This window comes from Streptomyces colwelliae (assembly GCF_048158785.1).
GTDB lineage: Bacteria > Actinomycetota > Actinomycetes > Streptomycetales > Streptomycetaceae > Streptomyces.
Genome location: NZ_JBLTJC010000193.1, coordinates 1 through 19,395, shown reverse-complemented (window position 1 = coordinate 19,395; position 19,395 = coordinate 1). Strand labels below are relative to the sequence as shown.

The 19,395-nt window shown below is 71.6% G+C and carries 18 protein-coding genes; 9 read left to right on the top strand and 9 right to left on the bottom strand.

Annotation, left to right across the window (positions count from 1 at the left end; all coding sequences use genetic code 11):
• Nucleotides 1-10 precede the first annotated feature (10 nt).
• On the top strand, nt 11-577 hold the full coding sequence (locus ACNFOC_RS32330) for a peptide deformylase (RefSeq protein WP_416962591.1): 567 nt from the start codon (nt 11-13) through the stop codon (nt 575-577).
• A gap of 77 nt (nt 578-654) precedes the next feature.
• On the opposite strand, the gene ACNFOC_RS32325 is transcribed toward ACNFOC_RS32330, so the two are convergent.
• On the bottom strand, nt 655-2,085 hold the full coding sequence (locus tag ACNFOC_RS32325) for a dihydrolipoyl dehydrogenase family protein (RefSeq protein ID WP_416962589.1): 1,431 nt from the start codon (nt 2,083-2,085) through the stop codon (nt 655-657).
• Nucleotides 2,086-2,207: 122 nt separating this feature from the next.
• On the opposite strand from ACNFOC_RS32325, the gene trxA reads away from it, so the two are divergent.
• Entirely contained in the window at nt 2,208-2,594 is a 387-nt protein-coding gene (gene trxA, locus ACNFOC_RS32320) for a thioredoxin (protein WP_019057648.1), read from the top strand.
• 21 nt (nt 2,595-2,615) lie between these two features.
• Here the strand turns inward: trxA and ACNFOC_RS32315 are convergent, their stop codons facing one another.
• The 3 genes from ACNFOC_RS32315 to ACNFOC_RS32305 all read right to left on the bottom strand — a co-directional run bounded on the left by ACNFOC_RS32315 (nt 2,616) and on the right by ACNFOC_RS32305 (nt 5,744).
• Nucleotides 2,616-4,052, bottom strand: a complete 1,437-nt coding sequence (locus ACNFOC_RS32315) for an aldehyde dehydrogenase family protein (RefSeq protein WP_416962588.1) — start codon at nt 4,050-4,052, stop codon at nt 2,616-2,618.
• A 241-nt stretch (nt 4,053-4,293) separates the two neighbouring features.
• The gene (locus tag ACNFOC_RS32310; protein ID WP_416962587.1) at nt 4,294-4,491 is read right to left on the bottom strand and encodes a hypothetical protein; all 198 of its coding nucleotides are present in this window, start codon (nt 4,489-4,491) and stop codon (nt 4,294-4,296) included.
• A gap of 218 nt (nt 4,492-4,709) precedes the next feature.
• Nucleotides 4,710-5,744, bottom strand: a complete 1,035-nt coding sequence (locus ACNFOC_RS32305) for a LacI family DNA-binding transcriptional regulator (RefSeq protein ID WP_416962586.1) — start codon at nt 5,742-5,744, stop codon at nt 4,710-4,712.
• A gap of 140 nt (nt 5,745-5,884) precedes the next feature.
• Between ACNFOC_RS32305 and ACNFOC_RS32300 the strand changes: the two genes are divergently transcribed.
• Both ACNFOC_RS32300 and ACNFOC_RS32295 read left to right on the top strand, forming a co-directional pair.
• Nucleotides 5,885-6,559, top strand: coding sequence for a TetR/AcrR family transcriptional regulator (locus tag ACNFOC_RS32300; RefSeq protein WP_416962585.1), 675 nt, complete (start codon nt 5,885-5,887; stop codon nt 6,557-6,559).
• A gap of 32 nt (nt 6,560-6,591) precedes the next feature.
• The gene (locus ACNFOC_RS32295; protein WP_416962584.1) at nt 6,592-7,728 is read left to right on the top strand and encodes an FAD-dependent oxidoreductase; all 1,137 of its coding nucleotides are present in this window, start codon (nt 6,592-6,594) and stop codon (nt 7,726-7,728) included.
• 7 nt (nt 7,729-7,735) lie between these two features.
• On the opposite strand, the gene ACNFOC_RS32290 is transcribed toward ACNFOC_RS32295, so the two are convergent.
• Nucleotides 7,736-8,416, bottom strand: a complete 681-nt coding sequence (locus tag ACNFOC_RS32290; RefSeq protein ID WP_416962583.1) for a TetR/AcrR family transcriptional regulator — start codon at nt 8,414-8,416, stop codon at nt 7,736-7,738.
• 104 nt (nt 8,417-8,520) lie between these two features.
• Here ACNFOC_RS32290 and ACNFOC_RS32285 point away from each other — a divergent pair, with 104 nt between their 5' ends.
• Nucleotides 8,521-9,084 (top strand): NADPH-dependent FMN reductase, encoded by a 564-nt coding sequence (locus ACNFOC_RS32285; RefSeq protein WP_416962582.1) that lies wholly within the window; start codon nt 8,521-8,523, stop codon nt 9,082-9,084.
• Between the two features lie 80 nt (nt 9,085-9,164).
• On the opposite strand, the gene ACNFOC_RS32280 is transcribed toward ACNFOC_RS32285, so the two are convergent.
• Both ACNFOC_RS32280 and ACNFOC_RS32275 read right to left on the bottom strand, forming a co-directional pair.
• On the bottom strand, nt 9,165-10,046 hold the full coding sequence (locus ACNFOC_RS32280) for an LLM class F420-dependent oxidoreductase (protein WP_416962581.1): 882 nt from the start codon (nt 10,044-10,046) through the stop codon (nt 9,165-9,167).
• Between the two features lie 99 nt (nt 10,047-10,145).
• Nucleotides 10,146-11,111, bottom strand: coding sequence for a TerC family protein (locus tag ACNFOC_RS32275; RefSeq protein ID WP_416962580.1), 966 nt, complete (start codon nt 11,109-11,111; stop codon nt 10,146-10,148).
• A gap of 241 nt (nt 11,112-11,352) precedes the next feature.
• On the opposite strand from ACNFOC_RS32275, the gene ACNFOC_RS32270 reads away from it, so the two are divergent.
• The 3 genes from ACNFOC_RS32270 (at nt 11,353) to ACNFOC_RS32260 (ending at nt 15,466) form a co-directional block, all read left to right on the top strand.
• Nucleotides 11,353-12,336, top strand: a complete 984-nt coding sequence (locus tag ACNFOC_RS32270) for an alpha/beta hydrolase (RefSeq protein ID WP_416962579.1) — start codon at nt 11,353-11,355, stop codon at nt 12,334-12,336.
• 398 nt (nt 12,337-12,734) lie between these two features.
• Nucleotides 12,735-13,823, top strand: a complete 1,089-nt coding sequence (locus tag ACNFOC_RS32265; RefSeq protein WP_416962578.1) for a helix-turn-helix domain-containing protein — start codon at nt 12,735-12,737, stop codon at nt 13,821-13,823.
• A gap of 302 nt (nt 13,824-14,125) precedes the next feature.
• The gene (locus tag ACNFOC_RS32260; RefSeq protein WP_416962577.1) at nt 14,126-15,466 is read left to right on the top strand and encodes a jacalin-like lectin; all 1,341 of its coding nucleotides are present in this window, start codon (nt 14,126-14,128) and stop codon (nt 15,464-15,466) included.
• 116 nt (nt 15,467-15,582) lie between these two features.
• Here the strand turns inward: ACNFOC_RS32260 and ACNFOC_RS32255 are convergent, their stop codons facing one another.
• A complete protein-coding gene (locus tag ACNFOC_RS32255; protein WP_416962576.1) occupies nt 15,583-16,578 on the bottom strand; it encodes an Lrp/AsnC family transcriptional regulator in 996 nt (331 codons plus the stop codon).
• A 141-nt stretch (nt 16,579-16,719) separates the two neighbouring features.
• Here ACNFOC_RS32255 and ACNFOC_RS32250 point away from each other — a divergent pair, with 141 nt between their 5' ends.
• On the top strand, nt 16,720-18,363 hold the full coding sequence (locus tag ACNFOC_RS32250) for an MFS transporter (RefSeq protein ID WP_416962575.1): 1,644 nt from the start codon (nt 16,720-16,722) through the stop codon (nt 18,361-18,363).
• A 62-nt stretch (nt 18,364-18,425) separates the two neighbouring features.
• Here the strand turns inward: ACNFOC_RS32250 and ACNFOC_RS32245 are convergent, their stop codons facing one another.
• A complete protein-coding gene (locus ACNFOC_RS32245) occupies nt 18,426-19,349 on the bottom strand; it encodes an SMP-30/gluconolactonase/LRE family protein (protein ID WP_416962590.1) in 924 nt (307 codons plus the stop codon).
• Between the last annotated feature and the right edge of the window lie 46 nt (nt 19,350-19,395).

Sequence of the window (19,395 nt, the reverse complement as noted above, 5' to 3'; positions counted from 1 at the left end):
GCGACGTCCTGTGGACCGACGTGAGCATCAACTACGCCGGATACTGCTCGGACTTCGGCCGGACCGGCGTAGCTGTCCTGCAACTTGGCCAGGCCCGTACGAACGCGCTGCCGCCACTCCCGATAAAGGGATTCCGCGTGCTGCGAGGCGGCCCGGGATGTACCGGGAAGTAACCTCGTTGTTGGGGATCTTGTACGGGCCGGACGAGGTACGGGTGGTGCGCGGGCGGGTGCCGCAGCCGTTCCGGGTGCTGGTCAATCCGTCGTACGAACCCGTCGGTGACGGTCGGGCCGCGTTCTTCGAGGGGTGTCTCAGCGTGCCGGGTTGGCAGGCCGTGGTCGCGCGGCACGCCTCGGTGCGGCTGACCGGGCAGGACGAGCACGGGCGTGCAGTGGACGAGGTCTTCACCGGGTGGCCCGCGCGGATCGTCCAGCACGAGACTGACCACCTCGACGGCCTGCTCTATCTCGACCGCGCGGAACTGCGCTCCCTGTCCTCGAACGAGGCGATGGCGGAGCGCTGGGCGCAGCCGACACCGGAGGCGGCGTCGGCTGCGCTCGGCTTCGAGCTGCCGTAGCGAATCAAGGGGCCTTGGAGAATCAAGGGGCCGTGGAAATCAGGCGGCTTCCAACTGCCCGAGGGGGACTGGGGTGTTCAGCCGCGGTACGCCTCCAGCAGACGCAGCCACACCTCGCTGATCGTCGGGTACGACGGGACCGCGTGCCACAGGCGGCTGATCGGGACCTGGCCGGCGACCGCGACGGTTGCCGAGTGGATCAGTTCGCCCACTCCGGGGCCCACGAAGGTGACTCCGCGCAGGGTCTCGTCGTCGAGGTCGACGATCATGCGGGCGCGGCCCCGGTAGCCGTCGGCGTAGAGGCCGGCGCCGGCGACCGAGGAGAGCTCGACGTCGACCGCGCGGACGCGGTGGCCGGCCTGTTCGGCCTCGGCGAGGGAGAGGCCGACGGACGCGGCCTCCGGGTCGGTGAAGACGACCTGGGGTACGGCGTCATGGTCGGCGGTGGCCGCGTGGGCGCCCCACGGGTCGGTCTCCAGCAGCGGGACCCCGGAGGCGCGGGCGGCGATCGCGGCGCCCGCGATACGGGCCTGGTACTTGCCCTGGTGGGTGAGGAGGGCGCGGTGGTTGACGTCGCCGACCGCGTACAGCCACTCGCTGTCCTGGACGCGCAGGGAGTCGTCCACCGTCAGCCAGGAGCCGGGTTCCAGGCCGATCGTGTCGAGGCCTATGTCGTCGGTCCTCGGGGCGCGTCCGGTGGCGAAGAGGATCTCGTCGGCCTCGACGCGGTCGCCGCTGTCGGTGACGGCGACGACGGTGCCGTTCTCGCGGGTCACCGACGTGACGGACGTACCCGTGCGCAGGTCGACGCCGGCCTCGGTGAGCGCGTCGGCGACCAGTTCGCCGGCGAAGGGCTCCATGCGGGGCAGCAGGCCCTTGCCGCGGACGAGGAGGGTGACGCGGGAGCCCAACGCCTGCCAGGCGGTCGCCATCTCGACGGCGACGACCCCGCCGCCGACCACGATCAGCCGGCCGGGCGCGGCCTTGGCGCTGGTGGCCTCGCGGCTGGTCCACGGCTTGACGTCGGCGAGTGCGGCCAGGTCGGGGAGGAGGGCGCTGGTGCCGGTGCAGACCGCGACGGCGTGCCGGGCGGTGAGGACGTGCCGTACGCCGTCGGGGCCCGTCACCGTCACCCTGCGGGGGCCGTCGAGGCGGCCCTGGCCGCGGTAGAGGTCGGCGGCGATGCCGTCGAGCCATTGGACCTGGCCGTCGTCCTTCCAGCCCGAGGTCTCGTAGTCGCGGTGGGCGAGCACCGCGGCGGTGTCGAGCGGCCCTTGGACGAGGTGGCCGAGGCCGGGCACGCGGCGGGCGTCGGCGCGGGCGATGACCGGGCGCAGCAGGGCCTTGCTGGGCATGCACGCCCAGTACGAGCACTCTCCGCCGACCAGTTCGCTCTCCACGATCGCGGTGGAGAGACCGGCCGCACGGGTGCGGTCGGCGACGTTCTCCCCCACGGGCCCGGCCCCGAGCACCACGACGTCGTACGCGATGGATTCCGTTTCCGTCATGGGGTCAGTCTGCTGGGTGGTGTGCGCTGTGGCCACACGGGTAGGGGCGCGGAATACGGGACCGGACGACCGTGTTGTCCGGGACGGCTTCGCCCCCACATCGAGGAAGAGGGAATTACGTCATGACCACCACCGTGGAGCTCACCAAGGAGAACTTCGACCAGACGGTCACGGACAACGACTTCGTCCTGATCGACTTCTGGGCGTCCTGGTGCGGGCCGTGCCGTCAGTTCGCCCCGGTCTACGAGAAGGCGGCCGACGAGAACCCGGACCTCGTCTTCGGCAAGATCGACACCGAGGCCCAGCCCGAGCTGGCGCAGGCCTTCGGCATCCAGTCGATCCCCACGCTGATGATCGTCCGCGACCGCGTCGCCGTGTTCGCCCAGCCCGGTGCCCTGCCGGAGGCCGCCCTGACGGACGTCATCGGCCAGGCCCGCAAGCTCGACATGGACGAGGTCCGCAAGTCGGTCGCCGAGCAGCAGGCGCAGGCCGAGCAGAACGGTCAGTAAGCACCGCCGTTCCGGAAACACCTAGAACGGATACGACGCCACGTCCCCGCGTACCGTCGTCCAGCGCACGTCGGTGAAGGCCTCCAGGTTGGCCTCGCCGCCGAAGCGGGCGCCGGTGCCGGACGCGGCGACCCCGCCGAAGGGTGCGACGGCCTCGTCGTTCACGGTCTGGTCGTTGATGTGGACGATTCCGGTGGGGATGCGTTCCGCGAGGTCCAGGCCGCGGGCGCTGTCGCGCGTGACGATGCCGAGCGACAGGCCGTAGGGTCCCGTCGCGGCCAGCGCCGCCGCCTCGTCGGCGGTGGCGAAGGACCGTACCGGCGCGACCGGGCCGAAGACCTCCTCCGCGTAGGCGGGGGTGTCGTCGTCGACGCCGGCGAGGACGGTCGGCCGGTAGAAGAGGTCCTCGTGGGTGCCACCGGCCGCCAGCCTGGCGCCACTTGCCGTGCTGGCCTCAACCAGGCCGTGGATCTTGGTGAGTTGAGCGCTGTCGATGATCGGGCCGAGGTGGACCTGCGCGCGGTGCGGGTCGCCGACCGCGAGCAAGTCGGCCTTGGCGGCGAGGCGTTCGACGTACTCCTCGTAGAGCGACTCGTGGACGAGGTGGCGGCCGGTCGTCATGCAGATCTGGCCCTGGTGGAAGAACGAGCCCCAGGCCGCCGTGGAGATCACCGCGTCCAGGTCGGCGTCCGCCAGCACGATCAGGGCCGAGTTCCCGCCCAACTCCAGGTGTGCGCGCTTGAGATGACGCCCCGCCGCCTCACCGACCGCGCGCCCGGCGGCAGTTGAGCCGGTGAAGGAGATGACGGGCACCTGCGGATCGGCGACCAGCGCGGCCCCCACGTCAGCACCACCGGGCAGTACTTGCAACAGCTCCTCGGGCAGGCCCGCCTCCGCGAAGACCGCCGCGAGGGACAGTCCCCCGCAGACCGCCGTGCGCGGGTCCGGCTTCAGGACGACCGCGTTGCCGAGCGCGAGCGCCGGGGCGACCGAGCGGATGGAGAGGATCAGCGGGGCGTTGAACGGCGCGATCACGCCGACGACGCCGACCGGGACGCGCCGGGTGTACGACAGCCGGGGCGCCTCCGTGGGGAGGACCTGCCCGGCGGGGCGGGAGGCGAGCGCGGCGGCCTCGTAGCACTCCTGGGCGGCGACGTGCAGTTCGAAGTCGGCCTTGCCGGGGATCGACCCGGACTCCCGCACGAGCCACTCGCGCAGTTCCTCGGCGTGCGCGGCGAACAGGTCACCGGCCTTGCGCAGCACACCGGCGCGGACGAAGTGCGGGACGCGCGCCCACTCGGCCTGCGCGGCAAGGGCCGCCTGGACGGACGGCCGGATGTCCTCGGCGGCGGCGAGCGTGACGGTGCCGAGCGTGTCGCCGGTGGCGGGCTCGGTGACCGGGTACTCGGGGCCCGACAGGGGGCGGGGCTGCCAGGTCTTGGGGTCGAGCAGAGGCATGGCGGTTCTCCGATCCGTCACCGGCGGGACCCGCACCGCAGCGCAAGTCCCGTGTGTTCACGGCCGGTTGGGCGGCCGCGCGACGGGATGCGCTGATCCGGCGCAGCCGCGCGAGCCGCGTCCGGTGTCCGCACGCATCCCCGTCTGGTTGAGCGTGCAACATCCTAGTCGCGTACGGCGGGATCGCCCCCGGGCGCGGTCGCCGGGCCCGGGATGGGCGCCGTCGGCGACTCTCCGGCTCTCAACTTCGCCCGAACCGGTCGACGGGGGGATCGAGCAGGACGCCTACGGCGAACCGGCCGAGACGGACCAGGAAGGCGCGATGCAGTCGGCCGGACGGCTCACGCCACCGGCCTCGCCGGCTGATCGCCTCGCCGTACCGCCGCACGCCCAGCGGCATCTGCACCCGCTCGCCGTCACCGCCCGGCAGGACGCGCACTGGACCCCGCTCACCGGCGCTGTTCAGGCGCCGCCGTTTCCCTCCGGCCTGCTCCGCCGGACAGTCCCTGGTCGCGTACGACCGGGTCGCCCCGGGCACGGTCGCCGGGCCCGGAGTGGGCGCGGGCGCCGACGCCCCCCCTCGGCTTCGCCCGAGCCAGGGACCCCCATCGCATCGACACCCTCCCCCGCCGTGCGGCCGCCCGCACCACACATCGGTCAGCTGGAGTCGCGGTGTACCACCGTCGCGCCGAGCAGTTCGTGCGTGCCGGGTGCCGCGCCCGGTTCGCGTACCGCGCTGTCGACCAGTTCGGCGAGGTCGCGGCCGGACGGCAGCTGGATGTGGACGGTGCTCAGGCGCGGGCGCAGCAGGCGGCCGATCATGAGGTCGTCGGCGCCGATCACGGCCGTGTCCTCGGGGATGCGGATGCCTTCGTCCTGGAGGGCGCGCATCAGGAGCATCGCGTACTCGTCGTTGTACGTGAACACGGCGTCGAGGTCGAGAGCGCGCCAGCGTGCGGCGATCCGGGCGGCGCTCTCCTCGCTGTAGGCGAGCGGGAGTTCGGTGGCCGTCGCGTCCGTGCCGAGCAGGGCGCGGCGCACGCCTTCGAGGCGGGGCCGGGAGAAGACCCCCATGCCGGGCTCCTCGGGCACGACCACGCCGATCCGCCGCCGGCCGCGGCCGTACAGGTGCGCACCGGCGCAGTGGCCGACACCTTCGTGGTCCAGGAGCAGGGCGTGCGCGCCGTCGACCTTCTCGGGGCCGAGCGTGAGGACGGCCCGTGCGCCGGAGCGCTTGAGGACGGCGACGCCCTCCGGGCCGAGTCCGGCGCCGGGCACCAGGACGGCGACCGGGCGGAGTTCGGCCCAGGCGCGGGCGGCCTCGTCGCCGCGCAGCCCGACGGAGCCGTGCTGGACGACCGTGTAGTCGAGGCGGCTGAGCGCCCACTGGAGTTCGTTGATGAACTGGCTGTAGAGCAGTCCCACCGGCATGGTCGGCGCCGGCATCAGCACCATGCGGCTGTGTCCGGCGCGCAGACTGCGGGCCGCCGCGTGCGGGACGTACCCGAGTTCCTTGGCGGCCTCGTGGACGCGACGGCGGGTGGGTTCGCTGATCCGTACGGCACTGGTGTTGTTGAGGACGTAGGAGACGGTCGCGCGTGAGACGCCGGCCAGGCGGGCCACATCGGCGCTCGTGGGTACGGAGCGCGGTGCGGGCGACGGGGCTGCGGGCGTTTTCGGTATCTGCACCATGACGTACGGCATCTTGGCAGAAGCCGGGGCCGAAGAGTGCGGCGGGGGAACGGCCGTCACGAGAGCAGCATGGTCCGGTATTTTACGAACATGTTCGTCCCGAACTTGTTCGGAGCGAACATGTTCGTTACCGTGGAGGCATGACAGCTCGCTCCGACACCCCGCGCAGCCGCCGTGAACGCCCGGCGAAACCCGCCCTGAGCAGGGAGGGCATCGTCGCCGCCGCCGTGGCGGTACTGCGCGCCGAAGGTCTGAAGAAGGTCACCATGCGGCGCCTGGCCCAGGAGCTCGACACCGGTCCGGCCTCGTTGTACGTGTACGTCCGCAACACCGCGGAGCTGCACGCGGCGGTGCTGGACGAGCTGCTCGGCACGATCGAGACGGCACCCACCGAGGGTTCCTGGCGCGAGCGGGTCGAGCAGGTGCTCACCGCGTACACCGCGATGCTCTTCGAGCATCCGAGCCTCGCCCGTTCGGCGCTGACGGCCTGGCCCAGCGGCCCGCACTACCTGAACCTGATCGAGACCCTGCTGACCCTGCTCGACGAGGGCGGCGTCCCGCCGGCGCAGGCCGCGTGGGGCGTGGACCTGCTGCTCCAGCAGGCCACCGCGACGGCCGCGGAACACGCGGGCGAGGACGTCGGCCAGGAGGACTGGGACGCCCTGACCTACGCCCTGCGCACGGTGTCCGACCGGACCCATCCGCACATCGCCGCCCGCTCCGGCGACCTGCTCTCCGGGGCGCCCGAGGCCCGCCTGTCGTGGCGGTTCCAGGCGCTGATCGCCGGCATCGAGCGAACCGCCGTACCCGACTGACTTTGTTTCCCGCCCACTTGAAGGAGGCCATCATGACCACCCCCCATCACCCCATCGCGATCGTCGGCGGCGGACTCGGCGGGCTCACGCTCGCCCGGGTCCTGCACGTGAACGGCATCGAGGCCGCCGTCCTCGACCTGGACGACTCCCCCGCCGCGCGCACCCAGGGCGGCATGCTCGACATCCATGACGACTCCGGCCAGCCGGCGCTGCGTGCGGCGGGCCTGTACGAGGAGTTCCGCGCGCTGGTGCACCCGGGCGGCGAGGCCACCCGCGTCCTCGACAAGACCGGCACGGTCCTCCTGGACGACCCCGACGACGGCACCGGCGGGCGCCCCGAGGTCGACCGCGGCCAGCTGCGCGACCTGCTGCTCGGCTCGCTGCCCGAGGGCACCGTCCGCTGGGGCGCCAAGGTCACCGGCGCCCGCCCGCTGGACGGCGGCCGGCACGAGGTGACGCTCGCGGACGGCACCTCCTTCACCACCGATCTGCTGATCGGCGCGGACGGCGCCTGGTCCAGGGTGCGGCCGCTGCTCTCGGACGCGAAGCCCGCGTACGTCGGCATCTCGTTCGTCGAGGTGGACCTGCCGGACGCCGATCTGCGGCATCCCGTGAGCGCCGAGGTCGTCGGCGGCGGCATGATGATGGCGCTCGGCGCGGGCAAGGGCTTCCTGGCCCACCGCGAGACCGACGGCAGCCTGCACATCTATGTGGCGCTCGCCGTTCCCGAGGACGCGTTCGGGCACGTCGACTTCACGGACACCGAGGCGGCGAAGGCGTACACCCTGGAGCACTTCGCGGACTGGGACAAGAGTCTGCGGGCGCTGCTCGCCGACGCCGACGGGCCGCTGACCCCGCGGCAGATCCACGCGCTGCCGATCGGGCACCGCTGGGAGCGGGTGCCCGGGGTCACGCTGCTGGGCGACGCGGCCCACCTGATGTCGCCGTTCGCGGGCGTGGGCGCCAACCTGGCCATGCTCGACGGCGCCGAACTGGGCGAGGCGCTGGCCGCGCACCCGGGCGACACCGAGGCCGCGCTGGCCGCCTACGAGGAGAAGCTGTTCCCGCGCAGCGAGGAGTCGGCGGCGGACTCGGCGGCGAACGGGGTCCTCATGTTCCGTGAGGACGCCCCGCAGGGCATTCTCGACATGTTCGCCTCCTTCGGCTGAGCGGTGCTCAGCAGGGCTGTGGCGTACAGGTCACGCGGGCGACGAGGTCGATCCAGCCGGCCTCCAGCCGTTCCATGGGCATCCCGCACTGCCTGGTCAGATGGTTGATCAGGGCGGGGTCGAGATACGCCATGAGCGTCTGGGAGAGGAGATCGCAGTCGGCGTCCGGCAGGATCTGCCGGAGCAGCACCATGACGTGGGTGCGCAGCGCCTGGAGCGCGGTGTGGGAGAAGCGGCGGGTGGGCTCCGGCTGGGCGGCCAGGTGCAGGTCCAGCTGCTCCGCCGAGCGGTTCAGGACAGCCACACCGAACGCCCGCAGCCGCTCGACCGGCGGGGCTCCGGGGCCCAGCGGGGGCGGGCCGCCGAGGAAGTCGGCCTGGAGGGTCTGCGCGGAGTGGTCGAGCAGCGCCATCAGCAGGCCGGTGCGGTCGCCGAAGCGGCGGAAGACGGTCCCTTTGCCGACCTGGGCGGCGGCGGCGACCGCCTCCATGGTGACGCCGGCCACTCCGTGCTCGGCGATCAGCCGGGCGGCGGCCTCCAGCAGCTTGGCGCGATTGCGGGCCGCGTCGGCACGCAGGCAGGGCTCGTCGGCGTAGGAGCGGACCTCCAGCAACCGGGGTTCGCTTATGGACTCCTCGGGCTTCGGGAAGGGCGGCAGGACGCTGGACATGAAGACAGCGTAAAGCACCGGGAACAAAACTGGACCGCGGTCCGCTTAGCCTGGTACAACTTTTAAACGGACCTCGGTCCGGATCGTAACGGCAGTGTTTCAGCCCCCCTCTTGGAGTCCCCATGTCTGTTCGTATCCTCGCGCTCGTCGGCAGCCTGCGTGCCGGCTCGCACAACCGCCAGCTCGCCGAGGCCGCCGTGAAGTTCGCGCCCGAGGGCGCCGACATCGAGATCTTCGAGGGTCTCGCCGAGATCCCGTTCTACAACGAGGACATCGACGTCGAGGGCAACGTCCCGGCCGCCGCCGCCAAGCTGCGTGCCGCCGCCGGTGCCGCGGACGGGTTCCTCTTCTTCTCCCCCGAGTACAACGGCACCATCCCGGCCGTCCTGAAGAACGCCATCGACTGGCTGTCCCGCCCCTACGGCGCCAGCGGCTTCGGCGGAAAGCCGGTCGTCGTGGTCGGCACCGCGTACGGCCAGTTCGGCGGCGTGTGGGCGCAGGACGAGGCCCGCAAGGCCGTGGGCATCGCGGGCGGCAAGGTCATCGAGGAGCTCAAGCTCTCGATCCCCGGTTCCGTGACCCGCTTCGCCGAGACCCACCCGTCCGAGGACGCCGAGGTCGTGGCCCAGCTGACCGAGGTCCTCTCCCAGCTGAAGGGCCACGCGGGCGAGGCCGTCGCCGCCTGATCCAGGCACCCCGCTTCACCGCCGAAAGGGCCGGAGTCCACCCGGACTCCGGCCCCTTCGTGTCCCAACTGCCGCCCCGGTCAGTCCAGTTCGGCCAGGCGCGGCACCGCCGGTGCGACGAACCGCTCGATCCACTCGGCCGGTTCGCCCGTGCGCGGGCCCAGGATGACCGTGTCGACGCCGAGCTTCGTGAAGCCGTCGATCTCCCGCAGGAACGCGTCGGTGTCCCCCGTGGTGACCGACTCCCCGGTGTGCACGATCGTCTTGCGGATACGGTCGTAGTCGCGCCCCAGCCTGTCGCAGTGACCGCGCAGCACGTCGAGCTTGTGCCGCAGCTCGTCCGGCGTCGACACGATCAGGTTGCAGGCGTCGGCGTACTGGGCGACCAGCCGGAGGGTCTTCTTCTCACCGCCGCCGCCGATCATGATCTCGGGGTGCGGGCTGCTGACCGGCGCGGGTACGCACAGGGTCTCGGCGAGTCGGTAGTGCTTGCCCTCGAAGGGGCCGTTCGCCTCCGGGTCCCACATCTGAAGGCAGATCCGCAGGGTCTCCTCCAGCCGCTCGAACCGCTCCGCGACCGGCGGGTAGTGCACGCCGAGACCGTGGTGCTCACGGTCGTACCAGGCCGCCCCGATGCCCAGTGTGGCCCGGCCGCTGGACAGCACGTCGAGCGTGGTGGCGATCTTCGCGAGCAGTCCAGGCTGACGGTACGTCACCCCCGTGACCAACGCGCCCAGTTGGACCGTGGACGTGCGGCCCGCGAGATAGCCCAGGGTCGTGTAGGCCTCCAGCATGGCGTCCTCGGCGCCGCCGTTGAACTCCATCTGGAAGTAGTGGTCCATCACCGAGAGCCAGCTGACGCCCGCCGCCTCGGCCGCGGCGCCCGCCGCGGCCAGCTCGGGCCCGACCGCCGCCGGCCCTCCGGAATGGTTGAACCGGTTGATGTGTACGCCGACCCGCATGCCCGACTCCCTCTCACGGTCCACTTCGCGGTCCGTCCGGACCTTCACCGTCCCTCGTGACGGTAGGTCTTCGAGCGCTCTCGAAGTCAAGCTCCACGCCTACGACTTGACGGCGGGTTCCGCGTCCTGCGTCCTCGTGGCCCACAGGCTGGTGAACGTCGTCACCGCGAGGACCAGCACGATGAAACCGAGGGAGAAGGGGATGGAGATCTCCGGGACGCGCACGCCGGACTCGTGCAGGGCGTGCAGCACCAGTTTGACGCCGATGAAGCCGAGGATGACCGACAGGCCGTAGCTGAGGTGGACGAGTTTCTTCAGCAGGCCGCCGATGAGGAAGTACAGCTGGCGCAGGCCCATCAGGGCGAAGGCGTTGGCGGTGAAGACGATGTACGGGTCCTGGGTGAGGCCGTAGATCGCGGGGATGGAGTCGAGGGCGAAGAGCACGTCGGTGGAGCCGATGGCGAGCATCACGACCAGCATCGGCGTCATGATGCGCTTGCCGTTCTCCGTGATGAACAGCTTGGTGCCGTGGTAGCGGTCGGCCACGCCGAAGCGGCGTTCGGCGATCTTGAGGAGCTTGTTCTCCTCGTACTCCTCCTCGTGTCCGCCCTTGCGGGCGTCCTGGACGAGCTTCCAGGCGGTCCAGATCAGGAACGCGCCGAAGATGTAGAACACCCAGGAGAACGTGGAGATGATCGCGGCACCGGCCGCGATGAAGCCCGCGCGCAGCACCAGGGCGACGAGGACGCCGACCATGAGCACCCGTTGCTGGTACTGGGACGGCACCGCGAACTTGCCCATGATCAGCACGAAGACGAAGAGGTTGTCGACGCTCAGCGACTTCTCGGTGATGTACCCGGCGAAGAACTCCCCGGTCGGCCCGCTCCCGCCGTAGATGAGCAGTCCGAGTCCGAACAGGCAGGCCAGGACGACCCAGACCACGGTCCAGACGCCGGCTTCCTTGATGGAGACGTCGTGGGGTTTGCGGCCGATGAGGAAGTCGGCTCCGACGAGGGCGCACAGGGCGGCGATCGTCAGCAGCCAGACGGTCAGGGAGATGTTCACGGGTGGTGCTCCTGGTGCGGGGTGGCGCGCAGGGCGCCACATGAGGTGGTCCATGGGGGTTTGGACATCGTTGTCGTCGTGCGGGATCCCTTCCACGTCCCGCGGGTGAACAACAGGTCACATCCCGACAGGGCACCCGCCGGACGGCGGGGAGGTTCCGCCGGACGGCGGTACGCGGATCCGGGGTGGACGCGCGGAGTATGGCCGTACGAGCCGCCGCGCCCAGCGTCAGGAGAAGCACATGACGTCCACCCCGCCCCCGCCCCCGTTCGACCCGGAACTCGCCGCGGCCCTGGAGTTGATCAAGGAGTTCATCGCGCCCGGGATGACGTTGGAGGACATCGACGAGATCCGCCGGGGCCCGGCGATCATGCAGTCGATGCAGATGGATCTGACCCTGGACGGCGCCTTCGCCGTCGAGGACCGGGAGGTGGCGGGGCCGGTCGGCGAGCCCGACATCTCCCTGCTGATCTGCCGTCCGACCGCACCCGTGACGCCCGGACCGCTGCCCGTCATCTACCACGTGCACGGCGGCGGGATGGTGCTCGGCGACCGGCGGGTCGGGGTGACCGGGGCACTGGACTACGCGCGGGAGCTGGACGCGGTGGTGGTGTCGGTGGAGTACCGGCTGGCGCCCGAGCATCCGCATCCGGCGCCGATCGAGGACGTGTACGCCGGTCTGCTGTGGACGGCGGAGCACGCGAAGGAGATCGGCGGCGACGCGGAGCGGATCGTCGTCATGGGCGCGAGTGCGGGGGGCGGACTGTCCGCCGCACTGGCTCTGCTCACCCGCGACCGCGGCGGCCCGCGACCCATCGGACAGCTCCTGCTGTGCCCGATGCTCGACGACCGCAACGACACCCCGTCCGCCCATCAGATGGCCGGCGTCGGCATCTGGGACCGCACGGCCAACGAGACCGGCTGGACCGCTCTCCTGGGCGACCGCCGCGGCACCCCCGACGTATCGCCGTACGCGGCACCGGCCCGCGCGGAGGACCTCACCGGGCTGCCCCCGGCGTTCCTGGACGTCGGCTCGGCGGAGACCTTCCGCGACGAGGTGGTCACCTACGCGTCCCGCCTCTGGCAGTCGGGCGGCACCGCCGAACTCCACGTCTGGCCGGGCGGCTTCCACGGTTTCGACGGGTTCGCGCCGCAGGCGGCGGTGTCGCAGGCGGCCCGGGCCGCGCATGTGAGCTGGCTGCGGAGGCTGCTGGCGGCGGCTTGAGGGGCGCGGGAGCGCGGCCGCGGTGATCAAGGGCGTGTCGCGGCGGCTCTTGCCTTGGACTGGGGCTTCCACAGGTTCGACGGGTTCGCTCCGCGGGCGGCAGTCTCGCGGGCGACTCGGGCCGCGGAGGCTGTCGGCAGCGGCTCAAGGGAGCGCGGCCGCGGTGACGTCGGTGTGCTGGCGCCGCCACTCGACCGGGCGTCCCTCCGCCGGAGGCATGGCACACCCGATGCAGAGGCCACGAGCGGCTTGAATCCACGACCGCGGCGACACCGGCGTGCTGTGCGCGGGCGGCACGCCAGGGAAGCTCCTCAGTCGCCGCCTTCCAGGGACACACCGTGCGGGATACCCACGTCCCGTCCCTCCTCTCCGCCGGTGGCATGCCGCACCATGGGCATATGAAAGAGCTGGCCGGACGCCTGACCGCGCTGGATCCGGACGCCGGTGCCGCCGTGCGGGTCATCGGGTACTTCGATCGGCTCGCCGAGTCGCGGGCCGGGCTCGAGGCGCTGGTGCGCGGGGCGGCGGTGCTGGCCGGGTGTGCCGCGCGGCTGGTCGACGCCGAACGGCGGGTCCGGGTGCGGGTCGAGGCGGACGGTACGCGCAGGGACAGCGCGTCACCGCCGGATCCCGCCTGGCCGTCCGCCGCGCTGACGCCGGGCGGGGCGTCCGCGCTCTGGCTGGAGCGTACGGCGCGGGCGGCGCCCAGTGTCGTCGACGCGGTGATCCTGGAGCGGGCGGCCGGTGCCGTACGGCTCGTGCTCGATCGCACCCGGGGCCGGGTTCCCGCCGACGACCCGGAGCTGACCGAGACCCTTCTCGACGGCACGGCTCCCGAGGCGGCCCGACTGCACGCGGCCCGCCGCCTCGGCCTCGACCCGGCCGACCCCACGACCCGGGCCCGGGTGCTCGCCTCGCTCGACGGACGGCCCCGGGTCGTCGCCGCGCCGCGGGACACCGGTACGTCCGGCCCGAGACCCGTGCCGGACGGCGATCCGCAGGCGAGCCCGGACGGCTCCGGCGCCCAACCACCGCACACGGACGCCGAGTTGCCCGCCGGACGGCTGGGCATCGGCCCCGCCGTCCCCGTACTGGACCTGCCCCGCTCCTGGGCCGCCGCCCGCACGGCCCTCCGCTTCACCGCCGACGGCACCGCGCACGACCCCGGCCCTCGCGTCGTGTACGCCGACGAGCTCGGCGGCATCGCCCTCCTCGCCGAACTGGTCGCACCGGGCGCCGAACCACCGCCCGACGTCCACGACGTGGAAGCGGCGGCGGCCAACGCGCCCTGGCTGCTGGCCACTTTGAACGCCGTGGCGACCACGACCAGCCTGCGCGCGGCGGCCGCCGGGATCAACGTCCACCACTCCACGCTCCAGGACCGGCTGACCCACGCGGAGTCCTTGCTGGGCTGGCCGGTACGCACCCCGCAGGGGCGGCTACGGCTGCAACTGGCGCTGACGATGCGGCACTTGGCTCGGCCGTAGCGGCGGTCAGGGACGGCGGAGTTCGAAAGGAACCGGGTTCCCGCCCTCCCTCACCTCGCCGTGCTCGTCCCGCCAGTCCTCGCGCCGGGTGCTGTGGACGCCGTGTCCCCTGCCTGTGGACCGTATCCGCCCGCACTGACAACAAACGGGCACACAAGGGGAGTTGGCCACTCGGACGTCACGCGGAATTCCTGATTCGGTGCGGCCGGAGGGGGGTCACAGCAAGCGCTTGTCGCTACATTTTGACATGACCGCCGCAACACTCACCTCCCCCTCTGTCACTCCGCAGGAGGCACTTCCCCATGCGCAGACTTCTCGCCTGTCTGGTGGCCGCAGCCGCGGCCCTGGGCGGGATCACGGTGGCCGCAGCGACACCGGCCGCCGCCGCAGGTTCGGGCAGCTTCAATGTGCTCACGTACAACGTCGCCGGGTTGCCGGAGTGGTTGTCCAGCGCCTCGACGCCGCGCGACACGAGCACCACCGAGATCGGCACGCGCATCGCCCCGTACGACATCGTGAACGTGCAGGAGGACTTCAACTACCACGCCTACCTGTACTCCACCGACACCCACCCGTACCGCACGGCGACCAGCGGCGGCGCGGGCATCGGCAGCGGGCTCAACAGCGTCTCCGACTACGCCTGGGACGGCGACGACTTCGAGCGGGTCGGCTGGAACTCCTGCCAGGTCGACTCGGGCGACTGCCTGACCCCCAAGGGCTTCACGTTCATGCGTGAGCGCCTCTCTGAGGGCGTGTACGTCGACTTCTACAACCTGCATACCAACGCGGGTACGAACGACGGCGACGAGGCCTCTCGCGCGGACAACCTCAACCAGCTCACCTCGTTCATCGGCACGCACTCGGCGGGCAACGCCGTCGTGGTAATGGGTGACACGAACACGCGTTACACCCGCACCGCCGACACCATCGCGGAGTTCGGCGCGGCCAACGGGCTCACCGACGCCTGGGTCAAGGTGATCCGCGGCGGCGTGGCACCGGCCAAGGGCAGCGACACACTGCTGTGCGACCAGACCGGGGCGACCGTGCCCAACACCTGCGAGGTGGTGGACAAGGTCCTCTACCGCAGCAGCAAGCTGGTCACGCTGAACGCGACGTCGTACAACAACGAGCACGCCAAGTTCCTGACCTCGGGCGGGCTGATGCTCTCCGACCACGACCCGATCACGGTCGGCTTCACCTGGTCGCAGAACGCGGACTACCAGCTCAGCGACCAGTTCGGCGGACCGCACGGCGACTACTACCAGGACATCGCCGGCGTCCCGGCCGCCGCCCGCGCCACCAAGATCTCGCTGCGCGCCGGCTCCCGCGTCGACCAGGTCGGCATCACCCTCGCGAACGGCACCACGCTCACCCACGGCGGCACGGGCGGCACCGCGTCCTCGCTGACGCTGGGCAGCGGCGAGTACGTGACGTCGGCGTACCTGTGCGAGGGCAAGTACAGCGACACCACGCGGATCTTCTACGCGAAGTTCACCACCAACCTGGGCAACACCCTGGCCGGCGGCACCACCACCTCGGACTGCGTGACCCGTACCGCCCCGTCCGGCTGGCAGATCGCCGGCTTCCACGGGCGCGCCGGCGACGAACTGGACAAGGTCGGCTTCATCTACACGAAGCGCTGACCCGGAACGCTGACACCGAACGCCGGTCCGCCGCCGAAACGGCAGGCACCGTAGAGCAGTTGAGAGCCGGATCATCCGCCACCGCGGGTGGTCCGGCCCGGTGCGTTCCGGCCGCCCTACGCGAACGCCGGGGGTACCAGTCGCCCGCGCGAGATGAGCGACGTGGCCTGCTTCAGGCGGTGGACGTGGATGCTCACGCCGTAGCCGTCGATGCCCGCGACGGCGGCGACCTTGCTGGTCAGGTACCGGTACAGGTCCTCCGTGTCGCGGCAGATGACGACGACCATCACATTGGAGTCACCGCTGATGGCGGCGGCGAAGGCGACCTCGTCGTGGTCCGCGAGTTCCTCGCCGACGCGTTCGAGGCGGGCCGGGGCGACGCGCAGCCACAGAGTGGCGTTGAGCTCGAACCCGAGGCGCGCGGAGAGCAGTTCGACGTCGTAGGCGAGCGCCCCCGAGTGCTCCAGGGCGTCCAGTCGGCGGGCCACGCGGGCCGTGGACCAGCCGGTGACGTCGGCGAGTTGGGTGTGGGTGGCGCGGCCGTCCTCCGCGAGGGCGTCGAGGAGCGGGGTGTCCTCGTCGGTGAGGCGTACGGGTGGCCCGGTGGGCATCTCGGGCCGGTCGCCGACGAGTTGACGGATCTGATCGGGCGTCAGCCGCCCGCCGTAGCCCGTCCAGTCGCTCACCCCGGACCTGCCGAAGGGATGGATGAGCAGGTCGATGCTCACGTCGAGGACCGAGGCGGACTTGGGCAGTTGACGCAGCAGGACGTCGTCGCGCGGCACGTGCACGGGGGCGCTGATGACGCAGATGATCTCCGAACCGCCGGACGCGAGCCCCGCGTAGGCGATGTCGGGCCGTCGGGCGAGCGCGTCGGCGAGCGGGCCGACCCGGTCGGGGCGGCAGCGGATCCGGGCCACCCAGCGCGCGTCGCCGTGGACGGCCGGGTCGACCAGGCCGACCACCCGCATCACCCCGGAGCGGCGCAGGGCGTGGAAGCGGCGGGCGGCGGTCTGCTCCGAGACCCCGGCCACCTCGCCGATCAGCCGGAACGAGGCACGCGGCGCGCACTGGAGTGCGCGGAGGATTTTCCCGTCGACGTCGTCTGTCATGAGGGAAGTGTGACACCAGATGGCTGCGATATAGAGGTTTCTCGTCGCACCTCCGTCGTACGTTGGTGATTGTCCATGGTGGAGCCGATCCTGGAGCGCGTGCCTGTTTGAAGGCATCGCATTCGAGAAGGAGAGTTCCCCGTGAACGTCACGACCCCGGCGAGCGGGCGGCCCGACCGGCGGGCGGCCACCCTCGTCATGGCCTGCCTCGGCGTCTTCGTCGCCTACTTGCCGGTGACCACGGTCGCCGTGAGCCTGCCCGCCATCCAGTCGGCGCTGAACGCGTCGACCTCCCAACTGGCCTGGGTCCAGGACGCATTCGTCCTGCCCATGGCCGCGTTCATCCTCACCGCCGGTGTCTTCGGCGATGTGCACGGACGCAAGAAGGTGTTCCAGGCGGGCCTGCTGTTCTCCGCCGCCGGTGCGGCCGTCGCGCTGTCCGCGCAGTCGGTGCACGTGCTGTGGATCGGCCAGGCGCTGGCCGGTCTCGGCGCGGCGACCCTGCTGCCGACCACCCTGGCGCTGATCAGCCACGCGGTGCCCGACCACCGGGAGCGCGGCAGGTTCATCGGCCTGTGGGCGACCGCCCTGATGGCCGCGCTGGCCGTGGGCCCGCTGATCGCGGGCGTCATCCTCGACCACGCCGCCTGGCGCTGGATCTACCTGATCTCCGTCCCCGTCCCGCTGATCGCGCTCGGCGTCGCCGCCCGCCTGCTGCCCGACTCACGGGCCCCGCACGGCCGGAAGCTGGACTGGCCCGGCCAGCTCACCGCGACCCTCGCCATCACCGCACTCGTCTACGGCGTGATCGAGGGCGGCGCCGGTTCCTTCACGGACGTCAAGGTGATGGTGGCGCTGTTCACCGCGGTGGTCGGCGGGGTCGCGTTCGTGCTCGCCGAGCGGCGCAGTGCCAGTCCGATGCTGGATCTGACGCTGTTCCGCAGCCCGGCGTTCACCGCGACCACGCTGGTCGCGATGATCACCTTCCTGGCGCTGATCGGCTTCTTCTTCCTGCTCAGCCTCTATTTCGGCCTGGTGCAGCAACTCGACACGCTCCAGGCGGGGTTGCGGCTGCTCATGGTCACCGCGGCGGCGATCGTGGCCGGCCAGCCGGTCGGGCGGCTGATGCACCGGGTCGCCCCGCGCGTCCTGATCACCGGTGGTCTGCTGGTCATCTCCGGCGCGCTGTTCTCGCTGACCGGCGTCGACGCCGGCACCTCGTTCGCGTCCATCGCCTGGCGGCTGGCGCTGCTGGGCCTCGGCATCGGGACCGTCCTGACGCCGATGACCGCGACCGCCGTGGCCTCCGTGCCGTATCAGCAGGCGGGGATGGCCGCGGCCGGCAACAACGCGTTCCGGCAGGTCGGCGGCGCGCTCGGCCCGGCCGTCCTGGGCACCCTGCTCACCACCCAGGCACTCGACACGCTCCCCGGCCACCTCACCGACGCCGGGGTGACCGGCGCGACGCAGCAGAGCATCGTCTCGACCGCCGACGCGGGCGGCCTCGGTGCCGTCGCCCACATGAACCTCGGCGCGGACACCGGCCGGGCCCTGGGCGCGCTGGGCGACTCCTTCCTGGACGGCATGCGGCTGTGCCTGGTGGTGGCCGGGACGCTGACTCTCCTCGCCGCGCTGGTGTGCGTGCTGCTGCTGCGCCGCCCGCGACAGGCTTCTCCGTCTACGGCGGTTCCGGTGGCCGGTGCGAACGCCGGCGCCTCCGGCGTCACCGCAGGGACGCCGACGGCCGCTGCCGTACGGGCAGTTGACCCGACACCGAACCGCTGACGCACGAACTGCCCACGGGCGGGACCCCGTTGCACTCTTTCGGGGCCCCGCCCGCTGTCACCTCAGATCGACACGGCGACGGCGGTGAACGTCGTGTCGGGCGTCTGCGGGCTGGTGAAGCGGGCGTTGACGAGATAGAGCCGGTTGCCGAAGCGCGCGGCGGTCGTCGGGACGTCGAAGCGCGGGTCGGTGATCGTACGGCGCAGGGTCGCCGTGGTGGCCTTGGCGTCGAGGTCGAACACGCTGATCCGGTTCAGCCGGTTCTGGACGACGTACAGCGTCCGGCCGATCCGGAACAGACCGTCCCCGTTGGCCACGTCGGTCGCGCCGCTCAGGGCGATCTCGGTGGCGTGGCCGGTCTTGAGGGACACGTTGTAGAGCTTGCCGGGGTTGCTGCTGACCACGATGAGGCCGTGCCCGTCCGGGGTGCCGACGATGCCGTTCGCGTTGTTCACCCCGGGCGTCTGCACCCAGTCGCCGGTGAGCGGCAGGGCGGTGACCTCGCCCGCGCGGCCGCGGGGCACGCCGTAGAGCACCGCGCCGAGCGAGTCGGTGAACCAGGCGCGGTCGCCGAGCAGGGTGACGTCGTTGATGAAGTGGCCGGTGGAGGCCGTGAGTTGATAGGTCGTCAGTACGTCACCGCTGCGGGAGTCGACGACTCTCGCGACCCCGGTGCTGCCAGCGACGTACAACAGCCCGTCGTGGTCCAGCTTCAGGCCGACCGACACCAGGCCGGTGGCGCCCTCGGAGAGGACACCGCCCTCGCCTGTGCGCAGGTCGGTGCGGTAGATGGCGCCGTTCGCACGGGAGCCCATGTAGGCGTACGGCCTGCTGCCGATGGCTATGCCCTCGGGGAGGAAGCCGTTGGGCAGCGGGAACTCGGTCGGCCAACTGGCCGGGGTGGTGAACGAGTTGGCGCTTGCCGTGCCGGTGCCGTCCGCCCGCGCTGTGGCCAACAGCTCCTCCGCATGCGCCCGAGCCGTCAGCTCGGCCGCCTTCGTCAACGTCCTGAGCCGGGCCGGGAGTTGGGAC